A 12,125-nucleotide genomic window follows, 5' to 3' on the forward strand; every position below is an offset into this window, starting at 1 on the left:
ATACTCTAAACACTAAAGGAAAGGTTATATTTTTATAAACACCGTAAGCATTAACTGATACTATTCCCCGATCTATTTTGCCCACACTGCCCAAGTATTGTCTAGCTATATAGTCAGTTTTTTTACCCTTTCTCCTATCTCCCGTTTCATCAATTATTACTATAATCTTTTCTTCTTTCAATGCTTTTAGAGTTCGAGCCAATCTTCTTTCCTTTAATTCCCTTGCTGACCAAGGCGAATTCGCTAAAAAATGATGGAGTGATTGTGGCGACCTAATTCCTACTATTTTAGCAATTTCCGGTAAAGATTTTCTCGGAATTGGTGAGATGATTCCTAGATGTAAGTATTTAAAACATTCGTAACTTCTTACTTCAGCAAATAGGTCTTTATAACCTTGACAATATTCATCAATCACTGAAACTGTTGGTTGTGCATCTCGGGCTAAATGTTTGATCATCTGTAATTCTACATCCATTACCCTATCCCCCTTCTAGCTACCCATCTGGTTTATTTTCTAATTTTACTTCTCGGAGACTGACAGAAGAGGGATATTATGGATACTTTACGTTTACGCTTACTTAACTCGTTAAATGGGTTAAAATTGCTGTTAATGGCATGGTAAAATATAAGGAGGAACAGCCCGATGGCAAGCGTAAATGTGATGCTTAAGATACTCGTATTGATTGGAGAAGAATTGCTCGACAGTTTTGATAAAATGAGTAATTGAGTTTAACAGAATGCCAATTAGAATTGAAAAAACTGTTACTTATGGAGTTAACGATGACTAACACAACTATTACCAATCAAAACCCTGAATTAACCAAAATTCACATTAATCAACTGTTAGATCAACTAATAGTTGATTATCAAAACACTAAATCAGATCGAAAAGCAATCTCTGCTGAATTTTCTATATCAGAAGCTGAATTTACAGTATTAGAAGAAATTGAACTATTAACTACAGATATTCGAGGATACGCTAATCAAATTAAAGTGATAGGTTATCTGGAAAACGTCCAAGAAAAAATTCGGATTTTACAAAAAATGAGAGTATTTGATATTCCTATAATTGCTCAACTTTATTTTCATACTCCTGGAAAGTATGAGAATTTTAAATCTTACTTGCGGATGTTAGATTACCTGCGCTTATTAATCTTAGAATATTTAAACTTATCTCAAGCTATTTCTTGAGTTCGCTCAAAAATATTATGATAATTTTAAGGTTTAGTTAGGAGTTTAGAATGAAAATTGCAACCTGGAATGTTAATTCAATTAGAACCCGAAAAGATCATATTGTGCAATGGTTACAAACTAACCCCGTTGACATTCTGTGTTTACAAGAAACAAAAGTAATTGATAAAGATTTCCCTCGTCCGTTTTTTGAAGATTTGGGTTATGAGATTTATATTTATGGCCAAAAAGCTTATAATGGGGTGGCAATTTTAAGTAAAATTCCTTTGGACTCTGTTTATTGTGGATTTTCAGGATTGTTAAATACTGAAGAAGCTCAACAATTTGATGAACAAAAACGAGTTTTAACGGGAATTATTAATGGAATGGCTATTGTTAATTTATACGTTCCCAATGGTTCTAGTATTGATAGCGATAAATATCAATATAAATTAAACTGGTTAAATTGTCTTAAAGATTATTTAAAAATTCTGTTAACTCAAACAGAAAAGATTTGTATTTGTGGGGATTTTAATATTGCTTTAGAAGATATTGATATTCATAACCCCAAAAATCGAGAAACTCATATTATGGCGAGTGATGCTGAACGTCAAGCTTTACAATCAATATTAGAATTAGGGTTTCAAGACGCCTTTCGCAAGTTCACAACCGAAGGCGGACAGTTTAGCTGGTGGGACTATCGCCAAGCCTCCTTCCGACGCAATACCGGATGGCGCATTGATACCCATTATTTAACCTTACCCCTCTACGAAGTCGCCAGCAATTCTATCATCGATAAAATTCCTAGAACCTGGGAACAGCCGAGTGATCACACCCCTGTCATCTTAACACTGGACTTAATCACAGGAGCATAGGTGATTAATACTCTTGCATTTTGACTAGAGTTATCGTATCTTAATTGAGAAGCTTTATCAACTAATCTTTAAAAACCCAGAGGAATTGAGAGCTTCCAAAACCATCACAAAAGGCACTAGGCTGACAAGTTGAGCAACTTAGCCTAGAGCCTTTTCAGCCGAAAGCGATAATTAATGACCGCTTTTGAAATATCCTTGTGTCTTGATTGAGCGATAACCCTGGAAAGTCCTCGCTTAATTTAGATTGGATAGTTTCATTGTAGGTTTTTTTAGGATTTTCTGTCAAGTCAATCCTTAGAAACGTCAGCATTAATTATCGTTTTCTAAACTAATTGAGAATTAATCTGAATTGGTAAAACCTTCAATGCAAACAAACACCTCAAATTTTCCGCGTTCTCTGGATTTAGCAACGCTGTGTATCTACGGACTTAGTATTTTATCCGCAGGTTTATTTCTGTTTTTACCCTTCGTCAATTTACTACATCCGAGTCCTTGGCAATGCAGTTTAGGAACTCTACATGGCTTTGGTTCCCTATTAGCAACCGTCGTCATTGTTTACACCGGACATTTAGCATTTTCCCTCCTCAGAGGCGCAAGTAAAATTCTGCCTCAAATGCGAACTTTAGCCTTTTGGTCGAGTTTTATTTCCTTTTTAGCCATTTAAGGATTATCTTCAAGAAATTCCCTTATCTCAACTTGAAACAACGTTAAAATCTCCCTCTCCCTTGGGTCAATTTATCGTGGTTTTCACGCCAGATGGTTCCCTAGAACTCAGTTTTTTATCAACGAAAAACCCATAATGATCAAGGGTAATTCGGGAGGATTAAAAGCGTTTAAACCCGTCCTCTCGTCATTATTTATTTAAGAAAAACTCTCAAAAACTATGAACAAGACTCTACCCATTCAATCGATGACTTACTCAATATTAAAGTGTTTTAAAACATCTGTGATCGCGAGTTTACTCTTATTGAGTAGTAGTTGCAATAATACGGCATCAACGAATAATCCCTCACAAGCCGTATCACCAGAGATGACGACCTTAGTAGTAAGTAATTTTGCGGATGAAGTGGTCATTCCCACCTATCAACAGTTAGTACAAGAGGCGGGAGAACTGTCGAAAGCCGTTAATGGGTTTGTAGAAAACCCCACCGAAGAAACTCTCAAAGCGGCACAAAACGCTTGGATAACGACTCGTGCTCCTTGGGAACAAAGTGAAGCCTTTGCCTTTGGCCCTGCGGAATCATTAGGTTATGATGGGGATTTAGATGATTGGCCTGTGAATGAAACGGATGTTGTTGCTGTTATTAATAGTCAAGATGAAATCACCTTAGAGTCGGTGAAAAAACTGCAAACAACGCAAAAAGGATTTCATACAATTGAATATCTATTATTTGGTTTAGATTCTCAAAAAACGGCTCAGGATTTCTCTGAACGGGAATTAAAATTATTACAAAATTTAACCTTAGCGTTTAATGAATCTGCCAATAGTTTAACGAAAAGTTGGGCAGAAGGAGTAAATGGGAATCCAGCTTATCGGGAGGTTTTAGCAACCGCAGGAACGAATAATAATCCCGCCTATCCCACCCCACAAGCCGCCGTTGAGGAAATTCTACAGGGGATGTTAGGCTGTTTGGATGAAGTAGCCAATGAGAAAATCGGGAAACCGTTAGAAACGAAAGATCATTTAAGCTTTGAAAGTCGATTTAGCCAAAATTCTCTAACAGATTTTAAGAATAATCTTAAAAGTGTTGAGAATGCTTATTTAGGGCAAATTTCAGGAACCGGAACGCAAAGTAATAGTATTAGTAGTTTAGTGGCTCAAAAAAATCCTGAATTAGATCAAAAAATCAAACAGGAATTAAAAGCAGCGATAGAAGCTGTTAATGCGGTTCCTAGTCCGATTGAAAACAGTATTAAAAGCCCAGAAAAAACGGCTAAATTAACATCAGCTAAATCAGCGATTTTAACCTTGTTTTCTACAATAGAAACACAACTTCTTCCCCTGCTCAAAACAACCTAATATCGGTGTAGAGTATTTTTCTCTATTAAAGTTATCAAAACATACCCAAAAATACCCTAATCAATATCTTTCCCTCCACTCATACAATCAATGCAAACCCTATCCTTAAAATATCCTCCCCGAAAATCGATTAAATTTTTAATCATTTTCGCCATTGCAATTTTAGGAGGAATTACCCTATCTCATCTTTGGCATTTTCAAAATTTGTTTCAACCTGAAATCTCTTTAGCAGGAGGAGAAACAACGGTATTTAACCGTAGTTCTAGTAGTTTTGAACAACCCTTAAGCAATTTAGATGAAGCTGGAAAGAAAAAACATACAGAATCTAATACTGCTTTTGAGGCGAATTTTGTCACTAAACCTGCACAAATTCATCCTGGGTTAGGGCCTTTTTTTAATAATGCTTCCTGTGCAGGATGTCACCTGAAAAATGGTCGAGGTTTACCCGAACCCGGACAATTATTAGTAAGGGTTAGCGCCACAAAAATTAATCCGATTCAACCCGGTAATTTTCATTTAGAAGGATCGGTTAAAATTGATAATTCACCGCCTGTTCTAGGACTGGGAACCCAAATTCAAGATTTCGCCATTTATGGACAAAAACCTGAAGCCACAGTTAATATAGAATGGCAAGAAAAAACGGGTCAATATGGCGATAAAACCTCCTATAAATTGCGATCGCCACAGCCTAAAATTATCCTTCCTAATGGTCAACTCATTGCAACGGATATTCAAAAATCCTTGCGAGTTCCACCGCCTGTTTTTGGTTTGGGTTTATTAGAAGCGGTTCCTGAACAAACGATTTTAAATCTCGCTGATCCTCAAGATAAAAATCAAGATGGAATTTCAGGAAAAGTGAATCAAGTTTGGGATGTTCAAAAACAATCACAAGCATTAGGACGGTTTGGTTTAAAAGCTGGAAACCCGACATTAATTCAACAAAATGCGGGAGCTTATGTCAATGATATGGGAATCACAAACCCCTTATTTACTGAGGGTGAAAAACCAACGGATATTGATCAAAAAACCTTAGATTTAACGACATTCTATGTCCAAACTTTAGCCGTACCCGCCCGAACCTTATTAGATGATCCCAAAGTTAAACGAGGCGAAACTTTATTTAAACAAGCAAATTGTGTTTCCTGCCATTTACCAACCTTAAAAACTGGGAATCAGGCGGTTAAAGAATTAGCTAATCAAACCATTCATCCCTATACGGATTTATTATTACATGATTTAGGTTCTGGATTAGCCGATAACCGCCCGGAATTTCAAGCATCAGGAACGGAATGGCGCACCCCGGCGTTATGGGGAATTGGGTTAACTCAAACGGTGTCTCCCTATTCCGGCTATTTACACGATGGTCGGGCGCGAACCCTCGAAGAAGCGATATTATGGCATGGGGGAGAAGCCGAAACCGCTAAAGAAGCCTTCAGAACCATGAACCAGAAAGACCGAGAGGCGTTAGTCCGCTTTTTGCAGTCGTTGTAAATTTTTGGGGAAAAAATCTTCAGTCAAGGGTACAGATAGGGTAATATAATAGTTTGTGCAAAATCTTCATTAAACTAGGCTCATGGCTGTACCCAAGAAGAAAATGTCCAGGTCAAGACGCGATATGCGGAAGGCGACTTGGAAGCGGAAAGCAAGACTACAAGCTGAAAAAGCGTTATCCCTCGGTAAGTCTGTTCTCACAGGTCGTTCTACAGGATTCTACTATCCCACTGACGACGCAGAAGAAGGCGACGAAGAATAAACCGATTACCTGTGCGAAATTATCAAAGAATCGGGGCGAGGAAGTCTCTCTGTTAGGGTGAGAAAACCTCGTCCTTTTGGTTTTTGGATAGAATTTTAATAAAATTATTTGGATCTGGGTTTACTATTTTAGGAACCTTGATCTATAATTAGTGAACACCTAAAACCCGACACCTTGGGGTGAGGCTTGTCCTCACCCCACCCCCAAGTTTTAAACAGAATTACGATTATCAATAAGTTGTAAATTACAGCGTTAGTTGTCTATCTACCGTGATTTCTTTTTGAGCCTGATTGATAATTATTCCGAACCACAATCGGAATGGTTAGTTGTTTATCTATCGTAATTCCTTTTTGAGCTAACTTACGGGCTTGAACACTACTCGGTAATATATGATTTCCATTAGAGGCAATCCAATGAAAAGACTTTGGTTCTTGATTCAATTCAGGGGCATCATTGATGAGAAAATCTTTTAACCATTGAAGCTTATTCTGAAAACAGTTTACTTCATCTGTTTTAGCACTATGTACTTCGATAAAATAAGTTTTACCATCATAACTAACTGCATAGTCCCAACGTGAAGCATTAGGATATATTGATTTAACTGCTGTATCAATATCAACACTCCCTTCACATTTACTGGTATCAAGAGGTTTTACTTTGCTACTATTTGAACCTAGAGCTTTTAATCCCTTTTCAAAAGCATTCTTTAATAAAGGCGTATTCTCGATCACTTTCTGAAAACTCATTCCTTCTCCTGAATCGCTTGGGAAACAACATCCGATGCCTGACTACTAAAGCTAGTTAATCCCCCCCAGTTGGCGATCACAGGGTCAGGATCAAATGGATCTAAAGATGAAATATTACGGACATAAACGCCGTCTTCTTTTTGGTCAAAATAGTAGGTCAAAAAAGTCTTATGATTGAGAATAGTCTCAAATAATTTTGTAGTTGGGGCAGAGGGCTTCAGAGCAAAAAGTTTATAAAGATATTCGATATCAGGATTCTGTTCTCGTAAGAAACGAATAGCCCAAACCGCTTCTAAAAGGACAGGAGAATGAGTTGAAATGAGTAAGCGATATCCTCGATGCAAAAGTTCCAAGCACATCAAAATTACTGATAAAATTGCTTGAGGATGCAATCCCATTTCGGGTTCTTCAATTACGACCCAATCTATATCAGACTTTTTAGATGCTTTTGATATCGGCATTAGCCAATAAAGACCTAGAAGTAAAGGCATAAATTCTCGTTGTCCAGCAGACCAAGACATGAAGGATAAGCGATTTCCATTCATATTAATTTGGATGCTTTTACTCATTCCGGTGGTGTTAAGTTCTACCTGAGCACCGTGAAAAATACTCTGATCGAGTGCATCACGAAGTTCCTGTTTAAGGCGACCTTTTTGGGGAAAGATTGGGCTACCTTTATTACCCAAACCTTGTTGCATGAGTAGCAATAAATGCTCACTAAAATTGCGAACGACATAGGGAGCTCCATTAAAACTGCGAAACAATCGAGGCCATCCATTTTCAAGAGTTAGCACACGCTGGGCTGGCATAAAGAAAAGCTGTTCTTTTTTGCGACTATTTTCGTTTAATAATTGGTCTAAATCTATACTTTTGTTATTACTATATATTTCTGTGTTTTTACTCCAGAGATTTCGCATTCCATCTCCGAAATAAAACTCGATTAAATTATTGATATTTCCTCCCCAGTCATAGCCATTTTTTTTGATTGTATGCACAATATCTCCACTATCAAGTAAAAGTTTTATTAATTGCAATAAAATACTTTTTCCAGTAGCTTGCGAGCCAATGAATAAAGTTAAATCGCCAAATTCTATGTCTGCTTTTTTAATTTGTCCTAAATTAGTAAGGTTAATTTTTTTCATGTTTTTATCTATTTATTGTTAAAAATAAATTGAATTGAATTGATTTTAAATTAAAGTTAAGGTTTTAAATTAATATTAAAACCCAGCTTCTTAATTGTAACATATTTTTGGAAATTCTATCACAACTAGAAACTAGGTTTTGGGAATTTAAAATTGGTAATTACGATCGCGCACCCACAAACTAACAGGAATTGCTTTTCCTTGAGCATTAACTTTAACTTCCACCACAAAAGATTGTTGATCCTTCATTTGTGCTTCTGTAATGGTACTATTAATTTGTTCTCGTTGATTTTCTGGCATATAATACCGTTCTAAACCATATTCAATACTCCATCCTGTTGATTTTCCTTGTAAAACAATCTGATTATTAGATAAATTCTGAGGATATTCTGCACTGACTTTTACAGGTTTCCAGGCTGAAGGATGTTGAGATTTTGTTGAATCTTTGGGTTGTTCTAAGGTGACATAAATTAGGGTTCCAGTGGGTAAATATTCTTCACCTTTAACGATTTCTTTCCAACCGGGAAGTGCTTTGAGAGTATTCAGATTAGAAATATCATAACTCAGAGTTTGATAATATCCTCGAAAGAAATCATAGGGGTCAACGGGTGCCGTTTGCAGGATGACTGTTTTTCCTGTTACCTGAGTATAAAAGGCTTGAGAAGGAACCGCTAAAATTAGAATTAACTGAAATAATAACGGTGTCCAAAATTTCCAAGCCGGAATTTGTTTTTTAACAACAGGAAACTGAGTTAAAGTAACAGAAGATTGAGTCTCATTCAAGTTAGCATCATTCATGAGTTTTACTCCTAATAATTAGATCAGTTAACGATTTTGTATTTTAGCAATAGCTAATAAATGGCGTTCAAACCATAAGCCTGCTACAATCACTCCGACTCCACATAAGGTAAACACAAAGGCTTTTAGAATCAATTCGGTATTGTATTCAAAGGTGCGACTCATAATTTGAGAAACTAATAAAATCATTCCCCCCCAAAAGGCAAAGCGTTGAGTTTGGGCGAGTCCAATTCTAATTAATCCTGTTGCTAATAAAAACATTTGTACATTAAACAAAAATGTTGCGATTTCAGGCATGGTATGGATTTGTAAATGCCAGAAACAGATTAATCCCGTTAACCCTAAAAATCCTACAATTACACTGGTAATCGAATCAAATCCCCATTTATTGGGATGAATAGCAGTCGGTTTAACCAGTTGGAACCATTCTAAAAATAGAATGCCTAAAAAGAAGACGAAATCAATTAAAACAAAGTTGCTAATCGGAATTAAATCGTTAGAATCTGTTGAAGGAAAGTTATTCCAAAACCCGTTAAACGAGAGACTAAAAAATAAAACGGCTAACATAATAATGGATAGGGTTCGCGCTAAAGGTTGAAAGCATCTACTGTCAACATTCGGCCACAAAGTATCATCATAACCCCACAGTAAAGCGGGAGTAAAGATGAATAAGAAAGCGAATAGTAACCCTTGGGGTAAATCGGAATTAAACAAGGGAATAATACTAATCTGTAAAGCCGGAATTAGAATCAGTAATGTCATCACGAATAGGACACGAGACTGACACCAATAAGCCAGGGAAATAAACAGAAATCCGGCAATTAATGGGGTATGTTCTAAGACTAAATGCAAAATAGAAAATTCTTGCTGTGAGAATAAATTAGAGGTTCCTGTCCAATATCCAATTCCATACAATAGTAGTCCTAAAAATCCTAAAGATGTTAGTTGTAGACTATAGGACATGACTAATACCCCAATTCCCCACACCAGAAAGAGTTCATAGGGAGAACCACTTTGATGAAAAATTTGTCCCATTAAGGCAATATTTGCCCCTAAAATTAATGCGCCAAAAAGTAATAATCCTTCTCCTAACCGTCGTTTTCTTCCCACTTGAAAAGAATCTGATGGCTGTTTCCATAAATAGAAACCAGCCGCATTGACTCCAATAAATAAACTCAGAAGCAGAATCACTTTAACGGCTTTTGACCAGTCCTGCCAATTCGCAGCCACAAAGGTAATTACACCTAAACCTAATAGAATGCTCCCTAAACCGATTAAAATCATCACAAACCGACTACTGGCTGCGGTTTCAAGATGATCAAATTGATAGCGTGTTGCTAACTGTTGATATAGAGAATCATCAATGAGTTGTTCTTCCTGCCAAAGTTTGGCTTCTTGGCGTAGTTGACGTCGGAATTTTTCGTTAACCATTTGAAGTAATATAAAACAATGTTAGGAGAATTAGAGGGCTGTTGATCCGAGGGATAGAATCGTATGTTAGTTTTAACCTAGAGATTCAGAAAATACAATTCTGTTCTAATTGGAAATCGAGGTTAATTGTTAAGGTTTGTGACAGATAGTTAACTTACACAAGCAACAGAGAAAGGAAAAAATCTAAAAATATGGCTAGGAATTTTGATTAGATTTAGAAGCCAGAAAGGTGAGCATTTTTTCAAAGACTTGGACAGCGAGTTCTGATCCATTATCTCTAGTAAAAATATCATAATTAGGATGAGAATTAGCCTCAATAAACCAATATTGATTCTGCTCATCTACTGCAATATCTAACCCCGTATAATCTAAAGCTAATTCTTGAAAAATGGGTTGACAAAACTTTTCTATATCTGATATAATTTGAGGATTATTGATATATTTAGCTTTTCCACCTTCCCAATGTAAAGGGCTTAAATTTCCTATAAATGTCGCTTGACTAATATCTTTTTCATACAGTAAGATTAATTTTTGATTTAAAAAAACGGCTCGATATTCCCGTTGAATTAAAATATATTCTTGAGCGATAGCAACATAATCATAATTTTTATCATGAATATTAAAAATTGTTGTTAATGCTGTTTCAATTTCTTCAAGATCTTGACATAAAAACACATTCTGTCCACTGGAACCAGAATTACGTTTAACAATCACTGGAAATTTAAAAAATCTCTCGATTTCACGGGCAATATCAGGAATAGTTTTAAATTGTAAATACTCTTGATATTTTTCATCACAAAATGGGGAAAGAAAACCTATTGTTTTCGGGATGTTAATTTTCTCCTTTAAAATCGAGTAAGTGTATTCCTTATCCTTGAGAATTTTAAAAACAGATTGATCAACAAAAGGTGTACTATAATTACAGAAATAGTAATTTTTATCGAGCTTAATTTTGATTAAATTCTCATGACTATGGAGAATTTCATAATCAATATTTAGATTTTGGCAAGCTTGAAGTAATAGCCGAATATTATTTAACATATAGCAGGGAACAGGGAACAGGGAACAGGGAACAGGTAGGAAAAGATTTCTATGCTTAGGTTTGCTGCATCAGTCTATGTCTTAACACCCCAGGCGCGACTGCTATAAATAACTGAATGCAATTTTGATCCCTAATAAAATCGGCGAATTAAAATCGGAGATAGCCGAAAAAACGCTGTCAATAACGTCCAAGCTATCTCCTAATTATCATATCGTGACAGATAACATCCCCGATTAATCAAGTTATCGGGTAGGGTGATTTCCCTGGATTTGTTGGCGACCATTCCGAATCACTCGCATCATTTCATTTAACTGTTGCTCGATACTTCCTAAAACGTGATCTGCATAGTCATCTGCACCATTTTGAATTTCTTCACATTCAGCCATAGTCCGCGATCGCATTTCTTCTAATTCCTGTTGAAGACGATAGCGAATTTGTTCAATTTCAGACAAAGTTTGTTGTTGAAGCGTCTCACATTCGTGTTGCACTTGTTGACGCAATTGATCCGCTTCAGCTTTTGCTTGTTGAATTAAACCCATCTCATTCAATATTCGAGCCGCTCTTTGTTCAGCCGCATCGATAATTTCCTGAGCATATTCTTCCGCTTCTTGAAGAATTTCATCCTTATGGCGGACGATAATATCTGACTCTTGAAAAGCACTCGGTAAATTCAATCGAATTAAATCTAATTGATCGAGTAATTGTTCTTCATCGACTAAAGTGCGTCGAGTTAATGGAATCCTGGGACTATCGAGAATCATTTCCTCCAGTCGGTTAAGTTCCCGTTGGATATCAATTCCAGGGGAATTACTCACCGGAGTTTCAGGTTCTACACGGAGTCCATTTTGTTCAGGTTCTAGTCTTGGGGTTGATTCCTGGCGTAACATTTATAGATTTCTTGAGCAACGTGATTAGGAACAAGATGATCAACAGAACCCCCAAATCGGGCAATCTCTTTGACAACACTACTTGACAAGAAACTATATTCCTTTGAGGTTGCCAAAAACACCGTCTCAATTTCTGTTGACAGGGTTTTATTGATGAGAGCCATTTGCAGTTCTAATTCAAAATCTGAAAGAACTCGCAGACCTCGGAGTAAAACTTGAGCGTTCCGTAGTTTTGCATAGTCTACCGTTAGACCATCAAAA

At 36.5% G+C, this 12,125-nt stretch carries 14 protein-coding genes; 6 read left to right on the forward strand and 8 right to left on the reverse strand.

Features of this window, described 5'->3' with window-relative positions; translation table 11 throughout:
* On the reverse strand, positions 1–475 hold a 475-nt coding region (locus tag PL9214_RS10405), incomplete at its 3' end, for a transposase (protein WP_186440332.1).
* A gap of 305 nt (positions 476–780) precedes the next feature.
* Here PL9214_RS10405 and PL9214_RS10410 point away from each other — a divergent pair.
* From PL9214_RS10410 to rpmF, 6 genes are all read left to right on the forward strand, one after another.
* On the forward strand, positions 781–1,191 hold the full coding sequence (locus PL9214_RS10410) for a hypothetical protein (protein WP_072718777.1): 411 nt from the start codon (positions 781–783) through the stop codon (positions 1,189–1,191).
* A 50-nt stretch (positions 1,192–1,241) separates the two neighbouring features.
* Positions 1,242–2,045 (forward strand): exodeoxyribonuclease III, encoded by an 804-nt coding sequence (xth, locus tag PL9214_RS10415; protein WP_072718765.1) that lies wholly within the window; start codon positions 1,242–1,244, stop codon positions 2,043–2,045.
* Positions 2,046–2,409: 364 nt separating this feature from the next.
* Positions 2,410–2,709: a hypothetical protein gene (locus tag PL9214_RS10420; protein ID WP_072718766.1), complete on the forward strand. Its 300-nt coding sequence runs from the start codon at positions 2,410–2,412 to the stop codon at positions 2,707–2,709.
* 219 nt (positions 2,710–2,928) lie between these two features.
* A complete protein-coding gene (locus tag PL9214_RS10425; protein WP_083579968.1) occupies positions 2,929–4,065 on the forward strand; it encodes an imelysin family protein in 1,137 nt (378 codons plus the stop codon).
* 90 nt (positions 4,066–4,155) lie between these two features.
* Positions 4,156–5,556, forward strand: coding sequence for a di-heme oxidoreductase family protein (locus tag PL9214_RS10430; protein ID WP_072718768.1), 1,401 nt, complete (start codon positions 4,156–4,158; stop codon positions 5,554–5,556).
* Between the two features lie 82 nt (positions 5,557–5,638).
* A complete protein-coding gene (rpmF, locus tag PL9214_RS10435) occupies positions 5,639–5,818 on the forward strand; it encodes a 50S ribosomal protein L32 (protein ID WP_072718769.1) in 180 nt (59 codons plus the stop codon).
* A gap of 260 nt (positions 5,819–6,078) precedes the next feature.
* On the opposite strand, the gene PL9214_RS10440 is transcribed toward rpmF, so the two are convergent.
* From PL9214_RS10440 to coaD, 7 genes are all read right to left on the reverse strand, one after another.
* Complete coding sequence (locus PL9214_RS10440) at positions 6,079–6,564, reverse strand: hypothetical protein (protein ID WP_072718770.1); 486 nt, start codon at positions 6,562–6,564, stop codon at positions 6,079–6,081.
* Positions 6,561–7,706, reverse strand: coding sequence for an AAA family ATPase (locus tag PL9214_RS10445; RefSeq protein WP_072718771.1), 1,146 nt, complete (start codon positions 7,704–7,706; stop codon positions 6,561–6,563). The genes PL9214_RS10440 and PL9214_RS10445 overlap by 4 nt, the downstream gene beginning before the upstream one ends.
* 147 nt (positions 7,707–7,853) lie before the next feature.
* Positions 7,854–8,504 (reverse strand): GDYXXLXY domain-containing protein, encoded by a 651-nt coding sequence (locus PL9214_RS10450; RefSeq protein WP_072718772.1) that lies wholly within the window; start codon positions 8,502–8,504, stop codon positions 7,854–7,856.
* Positions 8,505–8,531: 27 nt separating this feature from the next.
* Positions 8,532–9,935, reverse strand: a complete 1,404-nt coding sequence (locus PL9214_RS10455) for a DUF2157 domain-containing protein (RefSeq protein WP_072718773.1) — start codon at positions 9,933–9,935, stop codon at positions 8,532–8,534.
* 195 nt (positions 9,936–10,130) lie between these two features.
* Positions 10,131–10,976, reverse strand: coding sequence for an ATP-grasp domain-containing protein (locus tag PL9214_RS10460; protein ID WP_072718774.1), 846 nt, complete (start codon positions 10,974–10,976; stop codon positions 10,131–10,133).
* 243 nt (positions 10,977–11,219) lie between these two features.
* Positions 11,220–11,864 carry a hypothetical protein gene (locus PL9214_RS10465; RefSeq protein ID WP_072718775.1) on the reverse strand — a complete coding sequence of 215 codons (645 nt, stop codon included), beginning with the start codon at positions 11,862–11,864 and terminating at the stop codon, positions 11,220–11,222.
* On the reverse strand, positions 11,834–12,125 hold a 292-nt coding region (gene coaD / locus PL9214_RS10470), incomplete at its 5' end, for a pantetheine-phosphate adenylyltransferase (RefSeq protein WP_072718776.1). The genes PL9214_RS10465 and coaD, both read right to left, overlap by 31 nt.

It is taken from the genome of Planktothrix tepida PCC 9214, assembly GCF_900009145.1.
Taxonomy (GTDB): domain Bacteria; phylum Cyanobacteriota; class Cyanobacteriia; order Cyanobacteriales; family Microcoleaceae; genus Planktothrix; species Planktothrix tepida.

What these genes read in the sequence shown, in the direction of transcription:
- PL9214_RS10410 (WP_072718777.1), top strand. Translation starts at nt 781, where the DNA reads ATGACTAACACAACTATTACCAATCAAAACCCTGAATTAACCAAAATT.
- xth (WP_072718765.1), top strand. Translation starts at nt 1,242, where the DNA reads ATGAAAATTGCAACCTGGAATGTTAATTCAATTAGAACCCGAAAAGAT.
- PL9214_RS10420 (WP_072718766.1), top strand. Translation starts at nt 2,410, where the DNA reads ATGCAAACAAACACCTCAAATTTTCCGCGTTCTCTGGATTTAGCAACG.
- PL9214_RS10425 (WP_083579968.1), top strand. Translation starts at nt 2,929, where the DNA reads ATGAACAAGACTCTACCCATTCAATCGATGACTTACTCAATATTAAAG.
- PL9214_RS10430 (WP_072718768.1), top strand. Translation starts at nt 4,156, where the DNA reads ATGCAAACCCTATCCTTAAAATATCCTCCCCGAAAATCGATTAAATTT.
- rpmF (WP_072718769.1), top strand. Translation starts at nt 5,639, where the DNA reads ATGGCTGTACCCAAGAAGAAAATGTCCAGGTCAAGACGCGATATGCGG.
- PL9214_RS10440 (WP_072718770.1), bottom strand. Translation starts at nt 6,564, where the DNA reads ATGAGTTTTCAGAAAGTGATCGAGAATACGCCTTTATTAAAGAATGCT.
- PL9214_RS10445 (WP_072718771.1), bottom strand. Translation starts at nt 7,706, where the DNA reads ATGAAAAAAATTAACCTTACTAATTTAGGACAAATTAAAAAAGCAGAC.
- PL9214_RS10450 (WP_072718772.1), bottom strand. Translation starts at nt 8,504, where the DNA reads ATGAATGATGCTAACTTGAATGAGACTCAATCTTCTGTTACTTTAACT.
- PL9214_RS10455 (WP_072718773.1), bottom strand. Translation starts at nt 9,935, where the DNA reads ATGGTTAACGAAAAATTCCGACGTCAACTACGCCAAGAAGCCAAACTT.
- PL9214_RS10460 (WP_072718774.1), bottom strand. Translation starts at nt 10,976, where the DNA reads ATGTTAAATAATATTCGGCTATTACTTCAAGCTTGCCAAAATCTAAAT.
- PL9214_RS10465 (WP_072718775.1), bottom strand. Translation starts at nt 11,864, where the DNA reads ATGTTACGCCAGGAATCAACCCCAAGACTAGAACCTGAACAAAATGGA.